At 73.5% G+C, this 25424-nt stretch carries 16 protein-coding genes and 1 pseudogene; 7 read left to right on the forward strand and 10 right to left on the reverse strand.

Annotated elements, in window-relative coordinates:
- Positions 1-300, forward strand: coding sequence for an NAD(P) transhydrogenase subunit alpha (locus ADEH_RS15555; RefSeq protein ID WP_011422058.1), 300 nt, complete (start codon positions 1-3; stop codon positions 298-300).
- Positions 297-1691: an NAD(P)(+) transhydrogenase (Re/Si-specific) subunit beta gene (locus ADEH_RS15560; protein WP_011422059.1), complete on the forward strand. Its 1395-nt coding sequence runs from the start codon at positions 297-299 to the stop codon at positions 1689-1691. Before ADEH_RS15555 ends, ADEH_RS15560 begins: the two co-directional genes overlap by 4 nt.
- A gap of 74 nt (positions 1692-1765) precedes the next feature.
- Here the strand turns inward: ADEH_RS15560 and ADEH_RS15565 are convergent, their stop codons facing one another.
- From ADEH_RS15565 to ADEH_RS15575, 3 genes are all read right to left on the reverse strand, one after another.
- Positions 1766-2245: a hypothetical protein gene (locus ADEH_RS15565; protein WP_011422060.1), complete on the reverse strand. Its 480-nt coding sequence runs from the start codon at positions 2243-2245 to the stop codon at positions 1766-1768.
- Between the two features lie 129 nt (positions 2246-2374).
- Positions 2375-4015: an AMP-binding protein gene (locus ADEH_RS15570; RefSeq protein ID WP_011422061.1), complete on the reverse strand. Its 1641-nt coding sequence runs from the start codon at positions 4013-4015 to the stop codon at positions 2375-2377.
- 119 nt (positions 4016-4134) lie between these two features.
- Positions 4135-5103 (reverse strand): quinone oxidoreductase family protein, encoded by a 969-nt coding sequence (locus ADEH_RS15575; RefSeq protein ID WP_011422062.1) that lies wholly within the window; start codon positions 5101-5103, stop codon positions 4135-4137.
- Between the two features lie 106 nt (positions 5104-5209).
- Between ADEH_RS15575 and ADEH_RS15580 the strand changes: the two genes are divergently transcribed.
- Positions 5210-6454: a hypothetical protein gene (locus tag ADEH_RS15580; protein WP_011422063.1), complete on the forward strand. Its 1245-nt coding sequence runs from the start codon at positions 5210-5212 to the stop codon at positions 6452-6454.
- Here the strand turns inward: ADEH_RS15580 and ADEH_RS15585 are convergent.
- Together ADEH_RS15585 and ADEH_RS15590 are read right to left on the reverse strand one after the other, a co-directional pair.
- Positions 6435-7484, reverse strand: a complete 1050-nt coding sequence (locus ADEH_RS15585) for a 2-oxoacid:ferredoxin oxidoreductase subunit beta (protein WP_011422064.1) — start codon at positions 7482-7484, stop codon at positions 6435-6437. The genes ADEH_RS15580 and ADEH_RS15585 overlap by 20 nt on opposite strands.
- Positions 7485-7486: 2 nt before the next feature.
- Positions 7487-9325, reverse strand: coding sequence for a 2-oxoacid:acceptor oxidoreductase subunit alpha (locus ADEH_RS15590; RefSeq protein ID WP_011422065.1), 1839 nt, complete (start codon positions 9323-9325; stop codon positions 7487-7489).
- Between the two features lie 245 nt (positions 9326-9570).
- On the opposite strand from ADEH_RS15590, the gene ADEH_RS15595 reads away from it, so the two are divergent.
- On the forward strand, positions 9571-11247 hold the full coding sequence (locus ADEH_RS15595) for a hypothetical protein (protein ID WP_011422066.1): 1677 nt from the start codon (positions 9571-9573) through the stop codon (positions 11245-11247).
- A gap of 78 nt (positions 11248-11325) precedes the next feature.
- On the opposite strand, the gene ADEH_RS15600 is transcribed toward ADEH_RS15595, so the two are convergent.
- From ADEH_RS15600 to ADEH_RS15610, 3 genes are all read right to left on the reverse strand, one after another.
- Positions 11326-14772, reverse strand: a complete 3447-nt coding sequence (locus ADEH_RS15600) for a pyruvate carboxylase (RefSeq protein WP_011422067.1) — start codon at positions 14770-14772, stop codon at positions 11326-11328.
- 310 nt (positions 14773-15082) lie between these two features.
- Positions 15083-15484, reverse strand: coding sequence for a bacteriohemerythrin (locus tag ADEH_RS15605; RefSeq protein WP_011422068.1), 402 nt, complete (start codon positions 15482-15484; stop codon positions 15083-15085).
- Between the two features lie 61 nt (positions 15485-15545).
- Positions 15546-15947 carry a bacteriohemerythrin gene (locus tag ADEH_RS15610; protein ID WP_011422069.1) on the reverse strand — a complete coding sequence of 134 codons (402 nt, stop codon included), beginning with the start codon at positions 15945-15947 and terminating at the stop codon, positions 15546-15548.
- A 259-nt stretch (positions 15948-16206) separates the two neighbouring features.
- On the opposite strand from ADEH_RS15610, the gene ADEH_RS15615 reads away from it, so the two are divergent.
- The 3 genes and pseudogenes from ADEH_RS15615 to ADEH_RS23530 form a co-directional block, all read left to right on the forward strand.
- Positions 16207-19848: a DUF3683 domain-containing protein gene (locus ADEH_RS15615; protein ID WP_011422070.1), complete on the forward strand. Its 3642-nt coding sequence runs from the start codon at positions 16207-16209 to the stop codon at positions 19846-19848.
- Positions 19849-20067: 219 nt separating this feature from the next.
- The gene (gene gdhA / locus ADEH_RS15620; RefSeq protein ID WP_011422071.1) at positions 20068-21417 is read left to right on the forward strand and encodes an NADP-specific glutamate dehydrogenase; all 1350 of its coding nucleotides are present in this window, start codon (positions 20068-20070) and stop codon (positions 21415-21417) included.
- 432 nt (positions 21418-21849) lie between these two features.
- Positions 21850-22275 (forward strand): annotated as a pseudogene (locus ADEH_RS23530) (DUF222 domain-containing protein); the annotation flags it as partial.
- A 377-nt stretch (positions 22276-22652) separates the two neighbouring features.
- Here the strand turns inward: ADEH_RS23530 and ADEH_RS23715 are convergent.
- Complete coding sequence (locus ADEH_RS23715) at positions 22653-23861, reverse strand: zinc-ribbon domain-containing protein (RefSeq protein ID WP_011422073.1); 1209 nt, start codon at positions 23859-23861, stop codon at positions 22653-22655.
- Between the two features lie 81 nt (positions 23862-23942).
- Positions 23943-25352: a GAF domain-containing protein gene (locus ADEH_RS23125; protein ID WP_011422074.1), complete on the reverse strand. Its 1410-nt coding sequence runs from the start codon at positions 25350-25352 to the stop codon at positions 23943-23945.
- Positions 25353-25424: the final 72 nt, after the last annotated feature.

Below are 25424 nucleotides of genomic sequence, written 5' to 3' on the forward strand. Positions count from 1 at the left end.
ATGCTCGAGCTCATCCAGATCTACGTCTTCGTCCTCGCCGGCTTCGTCGGGTTCTTCGTCATCACCCGCGTCCCGGCGCTGCTGCACACCCCGCTCATGTCGGCCACGAACGCCATCAGCGCCATCTCGCTGGTGGGCTCGCTGGTGATGGCCGGGGCGGAGCGCGGGCTGCTCGCGAACGTGCTCGGCTTCGTGGCGGTCACCTCGGCCACCATCAACGTGGTGGGCGGCTTCATCATCACCGACCGCATGCTCAAGATGTTCAAGCGCGCCGACCGGGCGGGAGGCCAGAAGAAGTGAGCCCGCGCACGCTGTTCATCGAGGCGGCGTACCTCGCCGCGTCGATCCTCTTCATCCTCGGCCTCCGCAGCCTCACCATCCCGGACAAGGCCCGGCGCGGCATGCAGCTCGCGGCGCTCGGCATGCTGCTCGCCATCGTGGGCACCCTGGTGCACCACGAGGTCGTCCACTACGGGTGGATCCTGGCGGGCCTGGCGCTCGGCTCGGCCATCGGCTACCCGCTGGGCGTCTACGTGCCCATGACCGCGATGCCGCAGCGCATCGCGATCTCGCACATGTTCGGCGCGGTCGCCGCCACGCTGGTCGGCGTCGCCGAGTACTGGCACCTCGGCAACGGGGCCGAGGTGGGCCGGGGCACCATGGCGGCGCTGGGGTTCGAGGTGCTGTTCGGCGCCCTCACCATCACCGGCAGCTTCATGGCGTTCGGCAAGCTGCAGGAGCTGCTCCCGTCGCGCCCGCTCACCTTCCCCGGCCAGAACGTCGTCTCGATCGCCATGTTCGCGGCGGCGCTGGGGCTGTTCTGCTGGCTGGTCTACGACCCGGGGGCCCACCCGGCCGCCTTCTACGCGATGGTGGCGCTGGGGCTGGCGTTCGGGATCTCGCTGGTGCTCCCCATCGGCGGCGCCGACATGCCGGTGGTCATCTCCCTGCTCAACTCCTACGCCGGCCTGGCCTCGTCCGCGACCGGCTTCGCCATCGGCAACAACGTGCTCATCATCGCCGGCGCGCTCGACGGCGCCTCGGGCTTCATCCTCTCGATCATCATGAGCCGGGCCATGAACCGCTCGTTCACGAACGTCCTGTTCGGCGCGTTCGGCTCGGCGCCGCCGCCGTCGGCCAAGACCGCCCACGGGCTCACCGTCCGCTCCATCACGCCCGAGGACGCCGCCATCCAGCTCGCGTTCGCGCGGCTGGTGATCGTGGTCCCGGGCTACGGCATGGCGGTGGCGCAGGCGCAGCACCAGGTGCGGGAGCTCGCCCAGCTCGTCGAGAAGAACGGCGGCACCGTGCTCTACGCCATCCACCCGGTGGCGGGCCGCATGCCGGGGCACATGAACGTGCTGCTCGCCGAGGCGGACATCCCCTACGACAAGCTCAAGGAGATGGACGAGATCAACGACGAGTTCCAGAACGCCGACGTGGCCCTGGTGATCGGCGCGAACGACGTGGTGAACCCCGCCGCGCGCAACGACCGCTCCTCGCCCATCTACGGCATGCCCATCCTCGACGTGGACCGGGCCAAGCACGTGATCGTGCTGAAGCGCTCGATGAACCCGGGCTTCGCCGGGATCGAGAACGAGCTGTTCTACGCCGAGAACACCTCGATGCTGTTCGGCGACGCGAAGGCCTCGCTCGCGAAGCTGGTGCACGAGGTGAAGCAGCAGTCCTGAGGCGCCGGGCGGCGCCGAAGGGACGGCACGGGCCCCGCGCACGCGCGCGAGGCCCGTGCTGCCTCCGGGCGACGTTACTTGTTCGAGTCGGCCTTCACCTCGATCGCCATGGGCTTGTCGCCCTTGAGGTTGAAGGACGCCTTCACGTCCTGGCCGGGCTTGAGCTGCGAGAGCCGGGCGGTGTTGCCGTCCAGCTCCACCTTGGTGTTCCGGTCGCAGTGCAGCGTCGCGGTGGTCGCGTCGTCGCGATCGAGCGTGATGCTGGTCCCCGAGACCTTGGAGATCTTGCCCTTGATGTCGAAGTCGCTCTTCGACATCGCGTCCCGCTGGTGCTCGGCCTGCGGCGAGTTCTGGTGCATGCCGGGCTCGTTCGCGCTGCCGGTGCCGGTCTGGTCGCGCGTCCACTGCCCGGCGCGATCGGCCGAGTTCTTCGTGTCCCGCGCGGCCGCCTGCCCGGCCTCCTTGGTCTCCTCCTTGGTGCTGCCCAGGCGGTCGTTCGCCGCCGCCGTCCCGGCGAGCAGGAGCGCGCCCATCAACACTGCCAGTTTACGCATGGTCCCCTCCTGGCGGGCGTCTGCCCGTCCGACGCAGAAGGTAGGCACGCGTCCGGACGGGCGCGACGCGCCGCGGCGGCGTGGGAGGAGGCGAGCGTCCGGGGGCCGGGCGGCGGGCGGCGCGGCCGCTCAGGCGGTCTCGATGGAGGCCGCCTGCTGCAGCCCCAGCTCCTGGATGGCGGTCTCGCGCATCTTGTACTTCTGGACCTTGCCCGAGACGGTCATCGGGAAGCCGTCCACGAACTTGTAGTACCGCGGGATCTTGTAGGTCGCGATCTTGCCCTTGCAGTAGGCGCGGATCTCCTCGCCGGTCAGCGAGACCCCGGGCCGCAGCTTCACCCACGCCATCAGCTCCTCGCCGTACTTCACGTCCGGCACGCCGATCACCTGCACGTCGGAGACGCCCGGGATCGTGTACAGGAACTCCTCCACCTCGCGCGGGAAGATGTTCTCGCCGCCGCGCAGCACCATGTCCTTGATGCGGCCGACGATCTTCACGTAGCCGTGCTCGTCGATGGTGGCGAGGTCCCCGGTGTGCATCCAGCGGCCGTCGTCGATGGCGCCGCGGGTGGCGTGCGGGTCGTTCCAGTAGCCGAGCATCACCGAGTAGCCGCGGGTGCACAGCTCGCCGGGCGTCCCCCGCGGCATCACGCGGCCGGTGGTGGGGTCCACGATCTTGATCTCCACGTGCGGGTGGACCTGCCCGACGGTGGTGACCCGCTTCTCGATGGGATCGTCGGTCCGCGACTGCGTGGACACCGGCGAGGTCTCGGTCATGCCGTAGCAGATGGTGACCTCCGGCATGTGCATGTCCTTCTGCACCCGCTTCATCACCTCGATCGGGCAGGGCGAGCCGGCCATGACGCCGGTGCGCAGGGAGGAGAAGTCGAAGGTGTGGAACTCGGGGTGGTCGAGCTCCGCGATGAACATCGTCGGCACGCCGTACAGGGACGTGCACCGCTCCTGCTGCACGGTGCGCATCACCGTGACCGGGTCGAAGTTGTCGAGCGGGATCACGATGGCGGAGCCGTGGCTGGTGGCGGCCAGGTTCCCGATCACCATCCCGAAGCAGTGGTAGAAGGGCACCGGCAGGCAGACCCGGTCGGCCTCGCGGTAGCCGAGGTACTCCCCGATGAAGAAGCCGTTGTTGAGCAGGTTGTGGTGCGAGAGCGTCGCGCCCTTCGGGAACCCGGTGGTGCCGCTGGTGTACTGGATGTTGATGGGCTCGTCGAACTGCAGGTCGCGCTCGAGCCGGGTCAGCTCCTGCTCGGAGAGGCGCAGCGCGTCGTGCTTGAGCGCGCTCCACTCGTCGTCGATCACCAGCGTGTGCCGCAGCTCCGGGCAGCGCAGCCGCACCTCGCGCACCATGGCCACGTAGTCGGCGTTCCGGAACGTGCGGGACAGCGCCAGCATCGAGACGCCGGACTGCTTCAGCGCGTACTCCAGCTCGTGCACGCGGTAGGCGGGGTTGACCGTCACCATGACGGCCCCGATGCGCGCGGTGGCGTACTGCCAGATCACCCACTCGTACCGGTTCGGCGCCCAGATGCCGACGCGGTCGCCCTTCTTGACGCCGCGGACCAGCAGCCCGCGCGCGACCAGCGACGTCTCCTCCCAGAACTGCCGGTACGTGGCGCGGTAGCCCTGGTACACCGACACCAGCGCCTCGCGATCCGGGAAGCGCTCCACCGTGCGGCGCAGGTTCTCGCCGATGGTCTCGCCGAGGAGCGGCGTGGTGGACGGCCCGCTGACGTAGGACGGTGCGCTCAAGGATCTGCCTCCGGTGGGAAACGGGGGCGGAATCCTAGACGCGCGCGGGCCCGCGGGGAAGGGTGTGCGTGCGCGACGCCGCGCGTCAGCGGCGATCGGCGCCGCGCCGCGGGGCGCGGCTAGGGCTCGAGCACCAGCGAGCCGGTGGTGGCGCGGGCCTCCAGCGCGCGGTGCGCCTCGGCCGCCTGCGCCAGCGGCAGCGCCCGGCCGACCTCCACCTTCACCGCCCCGCTGCCGACCACCTCGAGCAGCTCGGCGGCGCTGCGCTCCAGGTCGGCGCGGCGCGCCACGTAGGTGAACACGCTCGGCCGCGTGAGGAACAGCGAGCCCTTGCGCGAGAGCAGCAGCGGATCGACCGGCGGCACCGGCCCGGAGGCGTTGCCGAACGTGACCATCATGCCGAGCGGCCGCAGGCAGTCGATCGAGCCGGCGAAGGTGGTCTTCCCGACCGAGTCGTACACCACCGGCACGCCCTCGCCGCCGGTGAGCTCCCGCACCCGCGCCACGAAGTCCTCGCGCGTGTACACGACGACGTGGTCGCAGCCGTGGGCGCGCGCCAGCGCCGCCTTCTCGTCGCTGCCCACCGTGCCGATCACGGTCGCGCCGAGCGCCTTCAGCCACTGGATCGCGATGAGCCCCACCCCGCCCGCGGCCGCGTGCCACAGGACCGTGTCGCCCGCCTTCACCGGGTAGGTGCGCCGGATGAGCACCTGCGCGGTGAGCCCCTTCAGCATCGCGCCAGCGGCGGTGCGATCGGAGATCGCGTCGGGCAGGCGCACCAGCCGGTCCGCCGGCACCACCCGCGCCTCGGCGTAGCAGCCCGGCCCGCCCACGAACGCGACGCGATCGCCCGGGCGGACGTGGTCCACCCCCGCCCCCACCGCCTCCACCCGCCCCGCCGCCTCGACGCCCAGGCCGGCCGGGAGCTGCATGGGGTACAGGCCGGAGCGGTGGTACACGTCCACGAAGTTCACGCCCGCGGCGCCGATGCGGAGCCGGGCCTCGCCCGGCCCGGGATCACCGACCGTCACCTCTTCCAGCTTCAGGACCTCGGGGCCGCCGTGCTCGTGGAACCGGATCGCGCGCATGCGTCCGTCCTAACCCGCCCGGCGCGCGTTCGCACCGCCCGGTTCGCCGCAGGCAGGGCGGCCAGGCGGGCAGGCGCGGGCGGGGCGGCGTGCCGAGATTCGGCCCGTGCGCACCGCCCTCCCCGCCGTGCTCGCCCTCTCGCTCGCCTGCGGAGGGGGCGGCCCCGCTCCCGCGCCGCCGCCCTCCGCCCAGCCGGCACCGGACCCGGCGCCGGTGCCGCCCTCCGCCGCCCCGTCCGCGGCCCTCACCATCGAGCGGCTGGACGCGGCCGGCGAGTGCGCCGGCCTGGTGCCGGAGGGCGCGCCCGAGCCGGTGCCCATCTCGCGCAGCGCGCCGGCCGGCGCGACCTGCGGCGCCGCGCTGTCCGACGGAACCGGGCAGGTGGCCGCCTCCGCGCGCGACGGCAGGGGCGCGAGCTGGCAGGTGTTCGACGCGGCCGGCGCGCCCGGCGGGACGTTCCGGGCCTGGCCGCTCCTGGCGCAGCCCTCCGGCTGGCTCGGCGGCGTGCAGGACGACGCGGCTCCGGGCGGCCCGGCGGTGCGCGTCGTCGCCCTCGCCCCCGACGGCGTCCCCGCGCGCGCCGAGACCGTCTCCGGCGACCCGGCGCAGGCGCTGCTCCGCGGCTGGAGCCTGGCCGGCGATCCCTCCGGCGGCGCGCTCGCGCTGGTGGCAGACACCGCCGTGGCCGGCAACCACTGGAGCATCCTCCACGCGCAGCGCCTCGACGCCGCCGGCGCGCCGCGCTGGAGCGCTCCGCCCCGCTTCGGCGCGCGCAGCGAGCCCGACGTGACGTTCCTGGTGGGCGGCGTCTCGCGCGGCGGCGAGGCGCTCGCGGTGTGGCAGCGGTCCGCCTGGGTGGACGTCGCCTGGCTCGGCGGCGACGGCGGCGTGCTCGCCGCCGCCGAGCTGGTGGAGCGCTCGAGCGACCTGACGGGCTCGGAGGCGCCGCGGCACGAGCTCGAGCTGGTGCCGCTGCTCGACGGCGCGCTCGCGCTCCGCGCCGACGGCGCGTTCCGGCGCGCCTACCCGCGGCTCGCGACCGCCAGCGCGCCGCTCCCCGGCTGGCTGGCCGGCCGCGCCGCCTGGACGCTGCGCTTCACCCGCGGCAACGCCGGCTACGCGCTGCTGCCGCCGCCCGGCGAGGCCGCGGACGACTGCGCCCAGGCGATCGAGCTGCGCGCGCCGTCGGGGCGCCTGTGCGGGCGGATCTGGCTGCGACGACCCGGCGCCGGCGCCTGCACCACCGGCGCGGTGGACCAGGGCTGGGACGGGACGGTGGCGCAGCAGGACGCGCAGGGGGCCTGCAGCTGGCGCGTCTGGCCGCGGCTCCTCAGCGCAGCGACGCCATGATCCCCTCGAGCACCGCCGGCGGCGGCCGCACCCGCGCCTCCGGCAGCGTCGCCAGCGGCGCGTCCACCATCCGGAGCTGGTCCGTCAGCGAGGCCGCCTTCGCGTCCACGAAGAACAGGCCGGTCAGGACCTCGCCGCGCGCGGACGCCTCCATCAGCCGCGCCACCGCGCGGGCGCGGTCGCGCGGATCGAACCCCTCCTCCAGCTTCCGCAGCCGCAGGTGCGCGCCGTCGTGCAGCTCGACGTCCACCGTGGTGCCGGGGTCGTAGTCCACCGCCACCTCCTCGTACGCCGGCACGTACGACAGCTCCTGCAGCGGCGCGTCGTGCTCCTTCACGTAGGCGAACGAGCGCGTCGAGCCCTCGTGGTCGTTGAAGGTGACGCAGGGCGAGAGCACGTCGAGCATGGCGGTGCCGCGGTGCGAGATGGCCGCCTTGAGCATGGCCGAGAGCTGGCGCTTGTCGCCGGAGAACGAGCGGCCGACGAAGGTGGCGCCGAGCTGGATCGCGAGCGCGCAGGTGTCGATGGGCGGCAGCTCGTTCGCGACGCCGCTCTTCAGGCGCGAGCCGACGTCGGCGGTGGCGGAGAACTGGCCCTTGGTGAGGCCGTACACGCCGTTGTCCTCGATGACGTAGAGGATGGGCAGGTTGCGCCGCATGAGGTGCGCGAACTGCCCGATGCCGATGGAGGCGGTGTCGCCGTCGCCGGACACGCCCACCCCGACGAGCGTCCGGTTCGCGAGCAGCGCGCCGGTCGCGACCGCCGGCATGCGCCCGTGCACGGCGTTGAACGCGTGCGAGCGGCTCATGAAGTAGGCGGGGGTCTTGGACGAGCAGCCGATGCCGGAGAACTTGGCCACCCGCTCCGGCGGGACGCCCAGGTCGAACATGGCCTCGAGCAGCCGCTCGGAGATGGAGTTGTGGCCGCAGCCGGCGCACAGGGTGGTCTTGCCGCCCTTGTAGTCCGCGAGCGCGAGGCCGAGGCGGTTCTGCCGCGCGGCGGCGCCGCCGGGGGGAACGGGAGCGGCCATGGTCACCTCGCCTCCTTCGCGAGCAGCTCGTCGGTCACCGAGCGCGCGTCCAGCGGGAGCCCGTGCACGTGGGCGATGCCGCGCAGCCGCGGCACCAGCTCGGTGGGGAGATCCAGCTTCAGCAGCGCGGCGAGCTGGCCGTCGCGGTTCTGCTCCACCACGTAGACCCGGTCGTGCGCGCGCACGAACGCCTCCACCTCGCGCGAGAACGGGTAGGCGCGGACGCGCAGGTAGTCGGTGTCGAGGCCCGCCTCGGCCGCGAGCTGCGCGCGCGCCTCCAGGATGGCCGGGTGCGAGGAGCCGTAGGCGACGATGCCCACCGGCGCCTTCCCGCCGCCGTGCCGCTCCGGCGCCGGAAGGATCGCCCGCGCCCCGTCGAGCTTCCGCGCCAGCCGCGCCATGTTCTCCTCGAACACGGCCGGGCTCTCGCTGTAGGCCGAGGCGTCGTCGTGGCCGGTGCCGCGGGTGAAGTACGCGGCGCGCGGGTGATCGGTCCCGGGCAGCGTGCGCCAGCCGATCCCGTCGCCGTCCACGTCGCGGTAGCGGGCGAAGCCGCCGAGGCGGTCGAGGTCCTCCTTCGAGAGCACCTTGCCGCGGTCGAGGGGGCGGTCGGGGTACGGGAACGGGTCCGCCATCCAGTTGTTCATCCCGAGGTCGAGATCGGTCATCACGAACACCGGGGTCTGCAGCCGCTCGGCGACGTCGAACGCCTCCACGCCCATCGAGAAGCACTCCTCGACGGAGCCCGGGAACAGCAGCACGTGCTGCGTGTCGCCGTGCGAGAGGAACGCGGTGGAGAGCACGTCCCCCTGCGACGTGCGGGTGGGCAGCCCGGTGGACGGCCCGACGCGCTGCACGTCGAAGATCACCACCGGGATCTCGGCGTAGTAGGCGAGCCCCACGAACTCGGCCATGAGCGACAGGCCCGGCCCGGCGCTCGCCGTCATGGCGCGCGCGCCGGCCCAGCCGGCGCCGATGGCCATGCCCACCGCGGCCAGCTCGTCCTCGGCCTGGACGACCGCGTAGGTGGCCCGGCCGTCGGCGTCCACGCGGTGCTCGCGGAGGTGCCCGATGAGCGTCTCGACGAGCGAGGACGAGGGCGTGATCGGGTACCAGGCCACCACGGTCACGCCGGCGAACAGCGCCCCGAGCGCCGCCGCCGAGTTCCCGTCCACGATGAGCTTCCCCGCGGTCGCGTCCATGCGCCGGACCGACAGGCGGTCGCGCTTCTCCAGCGCCCCGGCGTGCTCGAAGCCGGCGCGCGCCGCGGCCACGTTCAGCTCGCGCGCCTTCGCCTTCTGCCCGAAGACGCGCCCGATGGCGCGCTCGACCTCGGCGAGCTCGATGCCGAGCAGCCGCGCCAGGACGCCCACGTACGCCATGTTCCGGAGGAGCTTGCGGAGCCGGGCCTCGCTCGCGACGGGCGCGACCACCTCGTCGAACGGGACCGGGTAGAACACCAGGTCGTCGCGCAGCGAGGCGAGGCCGAGCGGCGCGTCGTAGACCACCGCCGCGCCCGGCGAGAGCGCGCGCACGTCCTCGCGCGCGGTCTCCGGGTTCATCGCCACGAGCAGGTCGATCTCCTTCTTGCGCGCGACCCAGCCGTCCTTCGAGGCCCGGACCGTGTACCAGGTCGGAAGCCCCGCGATGTTGGAGGGGAACAGGTTCTTGCCCGAGACCGGGATGCCCATCTGGAAGAGCGCGCGCAGCAGGACGGTGTTGGAGCTCTGCGAGCCCGAGCCGTTCGCGGTGGCGACCTGGATGGAAAAATCGTTGACGAGCGGGGATGCGGCCGCGCGGCCGCCCCCCGCCTTCGCCGCTGCAGTGGTGTGCTCGAGCATGGCGCTCCGGGTGCACGAGGGTGACGGACCGGAGATAACGGGGCGCGGCAGCCGCGCCAGCCAGCCCCCGGGTCGGTCCACGTCGGCGCCCCGCGCGGGCGTCCCTTGCCCGCGTCACGCGTGACCGTGCCGGCCTACTGGCCCCCCGGCCAGGACCCCCGGCGCCCGCTCGACCGGCGCACCGCGTCCGGGCATTCCTGCGCGGCCCCGTGCCCGCACCTCGCGGGCGGGCCGAGAGGACCACCGTGATCCGTTTGCACCTCAGGACCTTCACCTCCCTCGCCTGCGCGCTCGCGCTCGCCGCCTGCTCGGGCGGCGACGGCGGCAGCCCCTCCGCCGCGATCCCGGCGATCGGCGCGCGCGGCGGCACCGGCCGCACCGGCGCCGGCGGCGCCGGCGGCGCGTTCATCGTGTCCGTCACGCCGGGCGGCGGCGCCGTGGTCCACCCCGGCGTCGCGCCGCCCGGGCTCGCGATCCCGACGGTGCCCGCGCCCGACCTGGGCGAGAACCCGCGGACCATCGCCGCCGACACGGCGCTCGCGCCGGTCGCGGGTGAGCTCCTGGGCGACGACGGCGCGAACCCGGCGACGGGCCTCTGGGTGAAGGCCGGGGCGACGCTCACGCTGGATCCGGGCGAGTCCTTCGAGGCGTACGTCGAGGTGAGCGGCGCGATCCGCGTGGACGGCACGATCAGGCCCCCCGTCCTCGAGGCCGATCAGTCCACCGCGGCGATCTCGCTCCGGGCCGCGGCGCTGCACGTGTCCCCGGGCGGCCGGATCGACGGCACGCCCCCCGACTCGGCCGCCGACGGCCTCGCGTCGGGCGGCGTGATGGTGCGCGTCTCGGGCGCCATCGTGAACGCCGGCGCCATCGTCGCGCGCGGCGGCCGCGGCCTGTCCGGCGGCCACGCCGGCGAGCTGGACCTCGCCACCGCCAATGGACCCGTGGTGAACTCCGGGATCATCGACGGGTCCGGCGGCGAGGGCACCGACGGGTCCGGCGGCTACGCGATCGCCGCGTCGCTGTGGGGCAACTGGGGCGAGGGCGGCACCTGCGACGCCCACAACACCGGCCGCATCCTCGCGCGCGGCGGCGACGGCACCAGCGGCGGCGGCGACGGCGGGTACGTGTACCTGTCCGGCTGCAGCGTGGGCGACACGTTCAGCGCCGGCGAGCTGGACGCGTCGGGCGGCGCCGCGACCGTGGACGGGCCCGGCGGTGGCGCCGCGGCGGTGGACCTCGAGGCCTCCGACGGACGTGCGCTCGCGATCGGCCTGCTGCGGGCGCGCGGCGGGCGCGCGCAGAGCGGGCCCGGCGGCCCCGGCGGCGCGGTGGACGTGTACGCCACCGGCTCGACCGACGCGGTGCGCGCGGTGGTGCTCGCCCAGCTCGACGCGGGCGGCGGCGACGGCACCGTGGGCGGCGACGCCGGCGCGGTGGTGGTGAGGCAGGAGGGCTTCGCCGACGGCGACGTGCGGGTCGAGGTGGGGACCGGCGCGGTGGACGCGAGCGGCGGCGACGGCGCGGACGGCGGCGGGAACGGCGGCTGGATCGGCGTGGACGGCGCGAGCGTGCCGACGCTGGCGGCGGCCGCGCCGGTGGCCGCGGACGGCATCCGGATGGAGGCCGCGCTGCGCGCCGCCGGGGGCGCCGGCGGCGCCGGCGAGGGCGGCGTGGGCGGCCACGTCCAGCTGGCGGGCTCGCAGGTGGCCTGCGGCGCGGTGACCGTGGACGGCGGCGCGTCGGCCGCGATGGCGGGCGGCATCGGCGGGTCCGTCGAGCTGCTCTCCTCCACCGCGCCGACCCTGGTCACGGCGCCGCTCACCGCGCGCGGCGGCGCGGGCACGCCGGCCGGCGCTGCCGGCGCGGTGACGATCGACGGCGAGGGGAAGACGCTGGACGGGGGCGTGTACCGGCCGTAGTGCACGGACGGGGGTGAGGGGCGGCTCCGCGCGGGGGCCGCCCCTCACGTCTTCACCGGCGCGGCGGGCGGGCGCGCGTCAGCCGAGGACGACGAGCAGGTCCTCCTTCTCGACCTTGTCGCCCTCCTTGAAGCGGACCTCGGCGACGCGGCAGTCGCCCTTCGCCTTGACGTTCGTCTCCATCTTCATCGCCTCGGTGACGAGCAGGACCGCGCCGGCCTTCACCTCGTCGCCCGGCTTCACGTTCACCTTCAGCACCTTGCCCGGCATGGGCGCGCCCACGTGCGCCGGGTTGCCGCGCTCGGCCTTCACGCGGGCCGCGGAGGCCTGCGTGGCCGACTGATCGCGCACGTTGATGGTGCGCCCCTCCCCGTTCAGCTCGAAGATCAGGTCGCGGGTGCCGTCCTTCTCGAGCTTGCCGATCGAGACCAGCTTCACGATGAGCGTCTTGCCCGGCTCGATCTCGATGCTGGTCTCCTGGCCCGGCTCGAGGCCCCAGAAGAACACCGGCGTCGGGACGACCGAGGTGTCGGAGAACGTCTCGCGGTGGCGCGAGAGCTCCGGCCAGACGTTCGGGTAGAGCAGCCAGGACACGAGCGCCCTGTCGTCCACCGGGTGCCCCACCCGCTCCGCCGCCTTGCGCCGCTCCAGCTCGAGGTCGGCCGGCTCGAGCAGCTCCCCGGGCCGGCAGGTGATGGGCTCCTGCCCGCGCAGGATGACCTCGCGGAGCCGCTCCGGGAACCCGCCGTGCAGCTGGCCCAGCATGCCGCGGGCGAGCCCCACCACCGACTCCGGGAACGCGAGGTCGTTCGCCTTCTCGGTGAACAGGTCCTCCGGCTCGAGCCCGTTCTTCACCAGGAACATGGCCATGTCGCCGACGACCTTCGACGACGGCGTCACCTTCACGATGTCCCCGAACAGCAGGTTCACCTTCCGGTACATGTCCTTGCACTCCTCCCACCGGTCGAGGAGGCCGAGCCCGGCCACCTGCGGCTTGTAGTTGGAGTACTGGCCGCCCGGGATCTCGTGCCGGTAGACCTCGGCGGTCCCGCTCTTGAGCCCCGACTCGAACGGCGCGTACCAGTCCCGCACCGTCTCCCAGTAGCTCGCGAGCTGCTGCAGCCCGTCGCGATCGAGCTTCGGGTCCCAGGCGCTCCCCTCCAGCACCGCCGCGAGCGAGTTCAGGTTCGGCTGCGCGGTGAGGCCGGAGAGCGGCGACAGCGCCGCGTCCACCACGTCCACCCCGGCCTTGGTCGCCTCGAGCAGCGTGGCGGAGGCCACGCCGGAGGTGTCGTGGGTGTGGAGGTGCACCGGCAGGCCCACCGCGTCCTTGAGCGCCTTCACCAGCCTCGCGGCGGCGAACGGCTTCAGCAGGCCCGCCATGTCCTTCACGGCGAGGAAGTGGGCGCCCATCCGCTCCAGCTCCTTCGCGAGCTTCACGTAGTAGTCGAGCGGGTACTTGTCGCGCCGCGGGTCGTCGATGTCGCCGGTGTAGCAGACGGCCGCCTCGCAGACCTTGCCCTGCCGGCGCACCGCCTCCATGGCGACCTGCATGCCCCGGGTCCAGTTCAGCGCGTCGAACACGCGGAACACGTCCACGCCGGAGCGGGCCGCCTCCTCCACGAAGCGCTCGACCACGTTGTCCGGGTAGTTCGTGTAGCCGACCGCGTTCGAGCCGCGGAGCAGCATCTGGAACAGGACGTTCGGGATCTCCTTGCGCAGCTTGTGGAGCCGCTCCCACGGGTCCTCGCGCAGGAAGCGCATGGCGACGTCGAAGGTGGCCCCGCCCCACATCTCCAGCGAGAACAGCCCGGCCCCGAGCACGCTCGTCGCGGGCGCGACGCGGAGCATGTCGTGCGTGCGCACGCGGGTGGCGAGCAGCGACTGGTGCGCGTCGCGGAGCGTGGTGTCGGTGAACAGCAGCCGCTTCTCGGCGAGCACCCAGCGCGCCAGCCCCTCGGGCCCGCGCTCCAGCAGGATGTCGCGGGTGCCCTTCGGGCGCGGCCGCGACAGGTCCACCCGGGGCACGCGCGGCTCGCGGATCTCGGCGGGCCGGGTGGCGCGCGACACGCCGGGCGAGCCGTTCACGGTCACGTCGGCGAGGTAGCGCAGGAGCTTGGTGCCGCGGTCCTTCCGCTCCGACCGCGCCAGCAGCTCGGGGTGGGCCTCGATGAAGGAGGTGTCGCAGCGGCCGGTCAGGAACACCGGGTGGCGCATCACGTTCTCGAGGAACGCGATGTTGGTCTTCACCCCGCGTACGCGGAACTCCTGCAGGGAGCGGTCCATGACGTGCGCCGCGGCGTCGAGCGTCAGGCCCCAGGTGGTGATCTTCACCAGCAGCGAGTCGTAGTGGGGCGTGATCACCGCGCCGCCGAACGCCGAGCCGGCGTCGAGCCGGACGCCGAAGCCGCCCGGCGAGCGGTACGCCTTCAGCACGCCGTAGTCGGGCGCGAAGCCGTTCTGCGGGTCCTCGGTGGTGATGCGGCACTGCACCGCGAAGCCGCGCCGCTGCACGTCCTGCTGCCGCGCGATGCCGATCTCCGGGTCGGAGAGGCGCTTGCCCTGCGCCACCAGGATCTGCGCCTGCACCAGGTTCCGGCCGGTGATGCTCTCGGTGACGGTGTGCTCGACCTGGATGCGCGGGTTGACCTCGATGAAGTAGTGGTGCCCCTGCTGATCGACCAGGAACTCCACCGTGCCGGCGTTCCGGTAGCTCACCGACCGCGCGATCTTCAGCGCGTCGCCGCAGATGGCCTCGCGCTGCGCCTCGGTGAGCGCGAGCGACGGCGCGAACTCGACCACCTTCTGGTGGCGGCGCTGGATGGAGCAGTCGCGCTCGAACAGGTGGACGAGGTTGCCGTGGTGGTCGCCCAGCACCTGGACCTCGATGTGCTTGGGGCGCTCGATGTAGCGCTCCAGGAACACCGCCGCGTTGCCGAACGCGGCGCGGGCCTCGCTGCGCGCCGAGACCAGCCCCTCCAGCAGCTCCTTCTGGCTGCGCGCCACGCGCATGCCGCGGCCGCCGCCGCCGGCGCTCGCCTTGACGATGATGGGGTAGCCGTGCTGCTTCGCGAAGATGAGCGCCTCCTCGTCGTGGAGGATGGGCTCGGGGGTGCCGGGGACCACCGGCACGCCGGCGGCCTGCGCGGCCTTGCGCCCGGCCACCTTGTCGCCCAGCTTGCGCTGCATCTCGGAGGTCGGGCCGACGAACGCGATGCCGGCCCGCTCGCAGGCCTCGGAGAACTCCGGGTTCTCGGAGAGGAAGCCGTAGCCCGGGTGGATCGCGTCCACCTCCAGCCGCCTCGCCAGCTCCACGATCTCCTCGATGCCGAGGTAGGCGTCGATGGGCGGCTTGCCCTTGCCGACGAGGTACGCCTCGTCGGCCTTGTAGCGGTGCAGCGAGAGGCGGTCCTCCTCCGAGTAGATGGCGATGGTCTGGATGCCGAGCTCGGTGCAGGCTCGGAAGATCCGGATCGCGATCTCGCCGCGGTTCGCGGCCATCACGCGCTTGAACGGGATCGTCATGTCGGGCTCCGGGACGACGAAGCGGCGCGCGCACGCGGGGCGCGCGCCGTTGGCGAGGTGGAGAGTCGATGGCGATCGCCGTCCGCTCTGGGGCGGGCGAGGAACGGGGCGTCGAGGATCAAGTCGGGCGTCACGGGCTCGGCTCGGTCCAGCGGTTCGGCGTCGGGCTGGGAAGTGGAGCACAGCCTGCCGCACCGTGTCGAGGGGGCGCGGCAGGGCGGCGCGTGATTCTCCGGTCGGCGACCGGAGCGGTCCACGAGACGGACGGTGAAGCGGCCGCGCCGGGGCCGGCGGCGTCGCGCGCGCTCCGCTAGCCGCGGGCCAGCAGGTAGCGCCCGAGCTCCTGGTCCACGCCGGCGATGTGCCGCCGGAGCCAGTCGGAGATCCAGTTGTGCAGCGTCAGCGCGGCGAGCGGGCTGGCGCCGCTGCGCTGGACCTCGCCCGCCAGCTCCTCGAAGTCGCGGCGGAACGCGTCGTGGGCGGCCTTGTGCGCGGCGTACTCCGGGAACCCGGCCGCCCGCATCTCCCGCTCCTCGGCCTCGAAGTGCTCGATCACGTAGTCGGCGAGGAACTCGAGCAGCGGCTGGACCTCGGTGCGGTCCCCGGCGCGCAGCGCCACGATCAGGCGCGCGGCCCGGCGGAACAGCTCCTGGTGCTGGGCGTCGATCTCGGCCACCCCCACCGAGAGCGACGGCGTCCACTCGATCACCATGGCGCGCCCAGTATCCCCGGTCCCCGCCGTCGCCGCCACGGCAACGGCGCCGCAGCCCGGCTCACCGGGTTCCCCGCAGGTGCCGCGCCAGGTGCGCGTCGGTCGCGCCGATGTGCGTGGCCAGCCAGTCGGCGATCCAGGTCTCCGCGCGCACCGCGATGGCGGCGGTCGGCCCGGCCCGCTCGAACAGCTCGCGCAGCGCGTGGTACTCGCGCACGAACCGGTCGTGGGAGGCCTTGTGCACGGTCAGCCCCGGGAACGCGGTCTCGGACATGATCCGCTCCTCGTCCGCGAAGTGCTCGACCACGTAGCTGCCCAGGAACTCGAACAGCGGCGCGACCTCGGCGCGATCCCCGCGCGCCAGGGCCTGGACCAGCGACTCGTACCTGCGGAACAGCTCCTGATGCTGCCGGTCGATCACGTCGTGACCGAGCTCCAGCGCCGGGCTCCAGCGCGCGCCCATCCGGTTTCCCCCTCGACTCCCCCGGGCGGCACAGTCCCCCGGGCGGCGCGTTGGGGGTAGTCCCTCGGCCCGGCGACCCCGCCCCCGTGTCCCCAGGCGTGCGCGCGCGCGAAAAGCTTGCCGGCTCCCCGGCGCGCGAGGTGGAGCCAACCCCGCGAAAAAGCAGGGGCTACGTCGAAGACGCGCGGCACGAAAGCTGCTATCTTCGCCAGCTCCGCTCCACATGGGGCCGTGGAACCCCTCCGAAGGCACCTCGACGATGACGGCCAGCACCTCCCCCCGCGAGATCCCGTTCAACTACACCTCGGCCGACGACCGCCAGGCCATCTCCCACCTGCTCGGTCCGCACGTCTGGCAGAAGCTCGAGGAGCTCCGCGGGCTGCGCGTCACCGGCCGCAGCGCGCGCCTGCTGATGCGGTTCTTCGGGGAGATCCTGATCCACCGGCGCAACCCCTTCCTGTTCCAGGAGCTGGTCGAGTCCCGCGCCCGGCGCCGCCGCTTCTTCTCGAACATCGAGACCGACCTCGGCCTGGTCGAGAAGAACGCCAGCGGCGAGGCCCGGGTGCTGGAGGTCCTCTCGGAGAGCCGCCAGCTGCTCGCCGCGTTCCGCCAGGAGGTGGACGGGACCCCGGAGCTGCGGCGCCGGCTGCAGCGCGAGCTGGGCGCGGTGGTGGGCAAGGACGCGGTGCTGTTCGACCCGTTCACGCTCGTGTCGCACGCCACCGACGCCACCGACTGGCGCCTGCACCTGCCGGTCGCGGTGGTGATGCCCGACGACGAGCGCCAGGTCGCGCCGGTGCTGGCGGGGATCGCGCGGCTGGGCCTCAAGGCCATCCCGCGCGGCGGGGGCACCGGCCTCACCGGCGGCGCCGTCCCGCTGCGGCCCGGCTGCGTGGTGGTGAACACCGAGAAGCTGAACCGGATCCGCGGCGTCTCGCAGCGCGACCTCACGCTGGCGGACGGCCGGACCGCGGCCGCGCAGGTGGTGGACCTCGAGGCCGGCGTGGTCACCGAGACGGCCATGGAGCACGCCGCCGCGCGCGGCCTGGTGTTCGCGACCGACCCCACCAGCGCCTGGGCCTGCACCATCGGCGGCAACATCGCCGAGAACGCCGGCGGCAAGGACTGCGTGCAGTGGGGCACCTGCATCGACAACCTGATCTCCTGGCGGATGGCGATGCCGTCCGGCCGGCTCTGGACGGTCCGGCGCACCGATCACCAGCTCCGCAAGATCCTCCCGGAGGACACGGTCACCTTCGAGGTGACCGACCAGGACGGCGCGGTGGTGAAGACGGTCGCGCTGCGCGGCGCCGACGTCCGCAAGAAGGGGCTCTGGAAGGACATCACCAACAAGGCGCTGGGCGGCGTGCCGGGGCTGCAGAAGGAGGGCACCGACGGCGTCATCACCTCGGCGGAGTTCATCCTCTACCCCGAGTTCGAGGTGAAGCGGACGCTGTGCCTGGAGTTCTTCGGTCCGGACTTCGACGAGGCCTCCCGGGTGATCCTCCAGCTCGCCCGCGCGTTCCCGTTCCCGAACGACGGGAAGGAGACGCTCACCGCGCTGGAGCACTTCGACGACGAGTACGTCCGCGCCATCGACTACAAGGTGAAGGCCGCGCGGGCCGACACGCCGCGGGCGGTGCTGCTCATCGACGTGGTGGGCCACTCGGCCGAGGAGGCGGCGCGCGGCGTGGGCACCATCCGCGGGATCCTCGACGAGCACCCCAACACCGAGCTGTTCGAGGCGCGCGACGCGGCCGAGGGCAAGCGCTTCTGGGCCGACCGCAAGAAGCTGGGCGCCATCGCCCGGCGCACCAACGCGTTCAAGATGAACGAGGACATCGTCCTCCCGCTCGACCAGCTGGCCGGGTTCGCGCGGTTCGTCGAGGACATGAACGTGGAGGAGGAGCGGTACGCGCAGGGCCGGCTGGTGGACCGGGCCGAGGAGCTGCTGCGGACCACCGAGCCGCCGCGCGAGGACCCGGAGTGGCTCGCCGGCAAGATCCCCGCCGCGCTGGAGCGCTGCGCCCGCGCCCGCGACGCCATCACCCGCGCCGGCCCGAAGGACCTGCGCGCGCTGGCGCTGCTGGAGGACTTCCGCCGCGATCTCGCCAAGCTGATGCGCGGCTGGCCCGAGCTGACCCGCGCGGTGGACCGGGCGCACCAGGAGGTGCGCGACCGGCTGGTGGTGCTCGCGACGCACATGCACGCGGGCGACGGCAACGTCCACGTGAACATCCCGGTGCTGTCCAACGACCGCCCCATGCTGCGGCGGACCGAGCACGTGCTCGACGTGGTGATGGAGAAGGTCGTGTCGCTCGGGGGCGTGGTCTCCGGCGAGCACGGCATCGGCATCACCAAGCTGAAGTACCTGGAGCCCGAGCGCATCGAGGAGCTGTCGGCGCACCGGCGCGACGTGGATCCCGGCGGGCTGATGAACCCGGGCAAGCTCGAGGACGTGGACGTGCTCGACCGCGTCTTCACGCCGTCGTTCAACCTCCTCGAGCTGGAGGCGCGCATCCTCCAGCACGGCCAGCTGGAGGAGCTGGCCCGCGCCATCGCGCACTGCGTCCGCTGCGGCAAGTGCAAGCCGGACTGCTGCGTGTACCACCCGGCGCGCGGCATGTTCTTCCACCCGCGCAACAAGAACCTGGCGATCGGCTCGCTGATCGAGGCGCTGCTCTACGACGCCCAGCGCAAGCGCTCCACGCGCTTCGAGCTGCTGCGGTGGCTGGAGGAGGTCGCCGACCACTGCACCATCTGCCACAAGTGCCTGAAGCCCTGCCCGGTGGACATCGACTCGGGCAAGGTGTCGATCCTGGAGCGCGAGATCCTGGCGAGCTGGGGCTACAAGCGCTCCACCGCGGCGACGCGCGCCACGCTCGGCTACCTCGACAGCCGCTCGCCCGCCTACAACCGGGCGTTCCGCGCCACGGTGGTGCAGATCGGCGGCGCGCTGCAGCGGGCCGGCTGCGAGGTGACGGCGCCGTTCCAGCCGAAGGACGCCGCGCCGCGGCTCTACCCGCTCCAGCTCCTGCGCGCGCCCATGCCGCCGGCGCCGCCGGAGACGCTGCACGACGTGCTCCCCGCCTGCGAGCAGGACCAGGTGCTGGTGTTCGAGCCGGGCGGCGGCGCCGAGGCCGAGCGGACCGTGTTCTACTTCCCGGGCTGCGGCTCGGAGCGGCTCCAGTCGCACATCTCGATGGCCGCCATCCACGTGCTCACCGAGCTGCGCACGCGGGTGATCCTGCCGCCGCCGTTCATGTGCTGCGGGTTCCCGCAGAAGGTGAACGGGAAGGCGGACACCTACTCGCAGACGGTGCTGCGCGACACCATCCTGTTCAGCCAGATCCGCGACATGTTCGCGCACCTCCAGTTCGACGCCTGCATCGTGACCTGCGGCACCTGCCGCGAGGGGCTGGCGGAGATGGAGGCGGGGCGGATCTTCGGCGGGCGGCTGGTGGACGTGAGCCGCTACGCGCTGGAGCGCGGGCTGAAGCTCGAGGGGACCGGGGGCGACTTCCTGTACCACGCGCCCTGCCACGACTCGCTCGACGGCAAGGCGCAGGAGGTGCTGGTGAAGATCGGCGGGTTCGGCAAGGTCGAGGCCGTGCCGCACTGCTGCTCCGAGGCCGGCACGCTCACGCTCTCGCGGCCGGACATCACCGACGCCATGCTGCACCGGAAGCGCGCCGCGTTCGCCGAGGCGCTCGAGACCCGGCCCGGCGGCGCCACGGTGCTCACGAACTGCCCGTCGTGCGTCCAGGGCCTGGGCCGCAACGCGCCCATGGGCGTCCAGCCGAAGCACCTCGCCATCGCGCTCGCCGAGCGGATGAGCGGCCCGGGCTGGCTGGAGCTGTTCCGGTCGAACGCCGCGCGCGCGCACGCCGTCCACTTCTGAGGCCCCACCCTCCCCGCGCCGGCGCCCGGCACCGGCGCGGGCGCGGGCGGGCGCGCGGCGCGCACTCACGCACGGTGATCACGCGCCGCGCCCGCCGCGCCGGTCCTCCCTCGATCGGATCAGTCGATTTCCGGGCCCGGCCCCTTCTCAGGTGCCTGCGGAGCGTGCAGACTGCCCGATCTTCGAACGCGGGATCGCGCCCGCAACGAAAGGGAGAGCATGACCAACAAGATGGATGAGAGGCTGGAGTCGATGTACCAGGACGTGCTTCGCCGCAACCCGGGCGAGGCCGAGTTCCACCAGGCGGTGCGGGAGGTGCTCGAGACGCTCGGGCCCGTGCTCGCGAAGTACCCCGAGTTCCGCGAGCGCAAGATCATCGAGCGCATCTGCGAGCCGGAGCGGCAGATCATCTTCCGCGTGCCGTGGCAGGACGACCGCGGTGAGGTCCACGTCAACCGCGGCTTCCGCGTCCAGTACAACAGCTCGCTCGGCCCGTACAAGGGCGGCCTGCGCTTCCACCCGTCCGTCTACCTGGGGATCATCAAGTTCCTCGGGTTCGAGCAGATCTTCAAGAACGCGCTCACCGGCCTGCCCATCGGCGGCGGCAAGGGCGGCTCCGACTTCGACCCCAAGGGCAAGTCGGACAACGAGATCATGCGGTTCTGCCAGAGCTTCATGACCGAGCTGTGGCGGTACATCGGCGACACCACCGACGTGCCCGCCGGCGACATCGGCGTGGGCGGCCGCGAGATCGGCTACATGTACGGTCAGTTCAAGCGCCTCACCTCGCGGTACGAGGCGGGCGTGCTCACCGGCAAGGGGCTCGACTACGGCGGCTCCCTGGTGCGCACCGAGGCCACCGGCTACGGCGCGACGTTCTTCGTCGAGGAGATGCTGAAGGTCCGGAAGGACTCCTTCGAGGGCAAGCGCTGCGTGGTGTCCGGCTCCGGCAACGTGGCCATCTACACCATCGAGAAGATCACCCAGCTCGGCGGCCGCGTGGTCGCCTGCTCCGACTCGAACGGCTACATCCTCGACGAGAAGGGCATCGACCTCGACCTCGTGAAGCAGCTGAAGGAGGTCGAGCGGCGCCGCATCAAGGACTACGTCGAGTACCGCGGCCACGCCCGCTACGTCGCCGGCGGCAACATCTGGGAGATCCCGTGCCAGGTGGCGATGCCGTCCGCCACCCAGAACGAGATCAACGGCCACGACGCCAGGACGCTGGTGAAGAACGGCTGCGTCGCGGTCGGCGAGGGCGCGAACATGCCCACCACGCCCGAGGGCATCAAGGTGTTCCTCGACGCGAAGATCTCCTACGGGCCGGGCAAGGCCGCCAACGCCGGCGGCGTCGCCACGAGCGCGCTCGAGATGCAGCAGAACGCGACCCGCGACAGCTGGACGTTCGAGTACACCGAGAAGCGGCTCGCGAACATCATGAAGAACATCCACCAGAACTGCTACGAGACCGCCGAGGAGTTCGGCGCCCCGGGCAACTACGTGGTGGGCGCGAACATCGCCGGGTTCATCAAGGTGGCCAAGGCGATGGTGGCGCACGGGCTGATCTGAGTCGCTGAACGTAGGCGCATTGCTTGAGGGCCCGGCGGCGACGCCGGGCCCTTTCTGTTCTTTGGGCAATGAGGGCGCGACGGGGTCGGGGGCGGTGCTGATTGGCCGTGGGCGGGGGACGCGGGATCGGCTTGCGAGAAACCTGAGGGCGGAGCGTGGGGCGCGGGGACGCGTGCGGGGCGGCGAGGAGCGGGTCACCATCAGTGAACGCTTGCGGCCCAACGGGAACGATCTGCGGGCTTGACGGTGTCGGAGTGGAGAGCGGCTTGCGCGAGTGGAATCGCTGGGGCACAGGGCCCTGGTGCGCTCGCAGGGCGTGGCTGAAGCGCTGAAAAGCGAGCCGAGGGGTCGCGAGGCCCTCGTGGCGATCGCCGGTCCTGGGCCATTCTCGTGCGTTTTACGCAGGCGAGATCCGCGTGCGATGCTTCGTGCATGGACAACGCAGCCGAGTTCACGAAGCGTCTCGTTTCCCTGCTCCGCTCCGAGCGGCATGCCATGGCGGAGCTCCTCGTCGCGCTGGCGGAGTTCGACCGGCGGGGGCTGTGGCGGGCGCGGGGGCACACGTCGCTGTTCTCGTTCCTGCGGCGCGAGCTGGGGCTCTCGGCCGGCGCGGCGCAGTACCGGAAGACGGCGGCGGAGCTGGTCCAGCGCTACCCGGCGGTGGAGGACGCGCTCCGGGACGGCAAGCTGTGCCTGTCGTCGGTCTGCGAGCTGGCGAAGGTGGTGACGGCCGACAACTGCGCGGAGATCCTGCCGCGGTTCTACGGGCTGTCGAGCCGGGATGCGACGGAGGTGGCTGCTTCGATCCGGCCCGTGGAAAACCGGCCGCGGCGCGAGGTCATCGTGCCGGTGCGGGCGGTCTGCGGCAGGGGTCGCAGCTCGCAGTTCGACAGGCTCACTGCGAGCGGACTCTGAGTGGCCCGCGGGCTCGACCCGGGCGGGTGCACTTGGTTCGGGCGCCCGAAACAGAATCGGGTCCGCGGCAGGCGCCACCACCGTCGCCGGCGTGGGCCCGCGACGGTGGGCGGTGCACCTTCGTCCTCGCGTCCGGCGAGGTCTGCGGCTCCACGCACCGGCTCGAGCTCGATCACGTCGTCCCGCGAGCCCGCGGCGGGGCTTCCACGGCGGGCAACCTCCGCATCCGCTGCCGTGGCCACAACCTCGAGGAGGCGCGGCGGATCCTCGGCGAACGCGTGGTGGACCCCTACGCCCCGCGGCGACGGGGCGGGTACGGCCTACCGGCGCGGCAGCGTGATCGGCACCTCGATCCGCACGGGCTCGCCCTCGAACCGCGGGAACGCCATCTGGCGCGCGGCGGCCTTCAGGCAGGCGCCGAGCTCGGTGGACCCGATCGTCACGTCGTCGAACGTCGGGTAGGTGGCGGCGCCGGCGGGCGTGATGGCGACGCGCAGGTTCACGGTCCGTCCATCCAGCGCCAGCCCGCGGCCGGGCCGGGCCTCGGCGAGGCACGCGTCGAACCGGGGACGCGAGGTCGCGATCACCTGCTGGATGCGCTCGGGGGTGAGGCTGCCGGACGCCTCGCCGGCGTCGGCGGCGGGGGCTGATGCCGGCGCCCGGGATGGGCGTTGGGGCTCGGCGGCGGGGCGGGCGGATTCGGGCGCGGGCGCGGTTGCGGGGGCCTCGGTGCCGGGTGCGGCTGCCGCGCCGGGCGGAGGTTGCGGCGTGACGGGCGCCGGGGCGGGCGACGCGGGAGCGGCCTCGGGGGCCTTCGCGGCGGGCGCGCTCGCGGGGGCGGGCGGACGGGACGGCGCGGTGCGCCCGGTCCCACGCCACACGGCCACGGCGACGATGCCGAGCATCACCAGCACGCCGAGCCCGATGAGCTTCAGCGGCGCGCCGCGCTGCTCGGTGGGTGGCCGGGGGAGGTCGGGGACGCGCGGCGTGGGCAGCGGCGGCGCTGCGGGCTGGGGCGGCGGCGCGGGCAGCTCCCCGCTCGCCTCGTCGCCGGAGGGCGGCGGGCCGGAGCGCGGGCCGCGGGCGAGCGGCAGGCCGGTGCCGTCCCCGAGCGACCCCTCCTCGAACAGATCGACGTAGCCGGCGTCGGCGGGCTCGGGCTCGGCGCGCGGGGCGGGAGGCGGCACCGCGAGGGCGGGCGGCCCGGCGTTCGCCCCGGACGGCTCCGGGAGCAGCGGCTCCAGCGGCGGCGCCTCGAGCGGGGGGAGAGGCTCGGGCGCGGGGTCGGCCGGCGGCTGGGGAGGGATCTCCACGGCCGTGACGGTCGGCACCGGCGTGGGCGCGGGCGGCGGCGCGGGAGCGACGGCGGCGCGGCGGGGGGGCGGCGCGCTGGCCGGGGCGTCGGCGGCCGGGCCCTTCAGCACGATGACGTGCCCGCAGGCGCGGCACTTGAGCTTGTACACGCGGCCCGGGATGGGCGTGTCCGCGGTCGCGTACCGCTTGCCGCACCGGTCGCAGGAGAATTTCACGCGCGGATCCTACCGGCGCGGTCGCGCGCGGCGCAAGCAACGGTCCCTGTCGCTTGCCCGCGGGACCGCGGGCGCCCCGGGCTACCCCTCGCCTTCCTGCCGCACCATGACGCCCGCCCCGACCACCTCCCCGGCCACGGACACCGCGAACCAGGTCGCCCGGAAGCGCCGCGTCGCACCCGGCTCCGAGGGCAGCTCACCGACCACAACCTCCTCGAACGCCCCCCCGCCCTCCACGACGCGGCCGAACGCCGCGGCGAGCTGCGCGCCGGGCAGGCCGGGCAGGAGCTCGGCGGGCTTGCGCCCGAGGTGCGCCTCGACCGGCAGGCCGTTCAGCCGCGCGAGCCGGCCGTTCACGCGCACGTACCGCATGGCGCGATCGAGCAGCCCGAGCCCCACCGGCAGCGACGCGAACATCGCGTCCAGCGTGGCCGCGCTCCACTGCGCCTCCCTCCGGATCCGCTCGGCCGCCTCGTACAGCCGCGCGCGCTCGAGCGCCTGCGCGCACGGCACGGCGAGCATGCGGACGAACAGCCGATCGTCGGGGTCGAAGCGGTGCGGCCCCGGGAACGCGATCGAGATCGCGCCGAGCGGCTCGCCGCGCGCGAGGAGCGGGACCACGGCCCACGCGCCCTCCCCCCGCGCCCGCCGACCGGCCTCGAGGTTCGGGAAGCTGGCGTCGATCGCCTCGGGCGTCTCGAGCCACAGCGCCTTCCCGCTGCGCACGACGTCGGCGGCCGGCGCGGGGGCCCCGGGGGCGTCCGGCTCCGCCTCCGGGTCCGGCCCGTGCCGCGCCACGCGCACCAGCCGGTCCGGCGCCTCGAGCGCGTGCAGCTCGCCGGCGACCGCGCCGATGGCCGCGAGCCCGCGGAACGCCGCGTCCGCGACGGCGCCAGGCGTGGCCGCGCCAGAGAGCGACGCGGTCGTGGAGAAGATCTGCCGGAGCCGCTCGGCCTGCCTCCGCTGCGCCTCGTGCAGGCGGGCCCGCTCCATCGAGAGCCCGCACTGCGTGGCCACCGCGGTGACGAGCGCGCGCTCCTCCGCCTCGAAGGCGCGGGGCTCGTCGAAGCGGAGCGCGAGCGTGCCGCGCGAGCGGTCGGTCGCGAGCGGGATGGCGGCGAACGCGCCGGGCAGGTCGGCGCCGTCCGCCGGGCCGAGCCCGGGGAAGCGATCGCGCAGCTCGGCGCCGGTGCGCACCCACACCGCGGCGGCGGTGCGGTACGCGTCGGCGCTGGGGAGCCGCTCGTCCGCGCGGATCACGCGGCGGCGCGTCGCGAACGCCGGGTCCAGCCCCACCGCGTGCACCAGCTCCAGCTCGCCCGGCGCGCGCTCCCAGAAGATCGCCGCGGCGCTCGCGCGGAGCAGCGGCAGCGCGAGGCGCTCCAGCGCGCCGGCCACGGCGTTGGACGACGCCGCGGCGCCCAGGGCGGCGGTCACCTCCTGCAGGCGCTCCAGCCGCTCCAGCCGGAGCCGGTCCTGTGATGGACGCACCGTGAATCCCCCTCCCGCCGAGCCCCCACCCTTAGCAGGCTCTCCCGGGGCCGATGCGGTTCCTTTCGGGCG

The sequence above is a fragment of the Anaeromyxobacter dehalogenans 2CP-C genome, assembly GCF_000013385.1.
Lineage (GTDB): Bacteria > Myxococcota > Myxococcia > Myxococcales > Anaeromyxobacteraceae > Anaeromyxobacter > Anaeromyxobacter dehalogenans_B.

Bases quoted from the DNA above. Each gene is read 5' to 3' on its own strand.
- ADEH_RS15565 (WP_011422060.1), bottom strand. From the start codon at position 2,245: ATGCGTAAACTGGCAGTGTTGATGGGCGCGCTCCTGCTCGCCGGGACG.
- ADEH_RS15555 (WP_011422058.1), top strand. From the start codon at position 1: ATGCTCGAGCTCATCCAGATCTACGTCTTCGTCCTCGCCGGCTTCGTC.
- ADEH_RS15600 (WP_011422067.1), bottom strand. From the start codon at position 14,772: ATGACGATCCCGTTCAAGCGCGTGATGGCCGCGAACCGCGGCGAGATC.
- gdhA (WP_011422071.1), top strand. From the start codon at position 20,068: ATGACCAACAAGATGGATGAGAGGCTGGAGTCGATGTACCAGGACGTG.
- ADEH_RS15575 (WP_011422062.1), bottom strand. From the start codon at position 5,103: ATGCGCGCGATCCGGTTCCACGAGCACGGCGGCCCCGAGGTCCTGAAG.
- ADEH_RS15610 (WP_011422069.1), bottom strand. From the start codon at position 15,947: ATGGGCGCGCGCTGGAGCCCGGCGCTGGAGCTCGGTCACGACGTGATC.
- ADEH_RS15615 (WP_011422070.1), top strand. From the start codon at position 16,207: ATGACGGCCAGCACCTCCCCCCGCGAGATCCCGTTCAACTACACCTCG.
- ADEH_RS15590 (WP_011422065.1), bottom strand. From the start codon at position 9,325: ATGCTCGAGCACACCACTGCAGCGGCGAAGGCGGGGGGCGGCCGCGCG.
- ADEH_RS15605 (WP_011422068.1), bottom strand. From the start codon at position 15,484: ATGGTGATCGAGTGGACGCCGTCGCTCTCGGTGGGGGTGGCCGAGATC.
- ADEH_RS15585 (WP_011422064.1), bottom strand. From the start codon at position 7,484: ATGGCCGCTCCCGTTCCCCCCGGCGGCGCCGCCGCGCGGCAGAACCGC.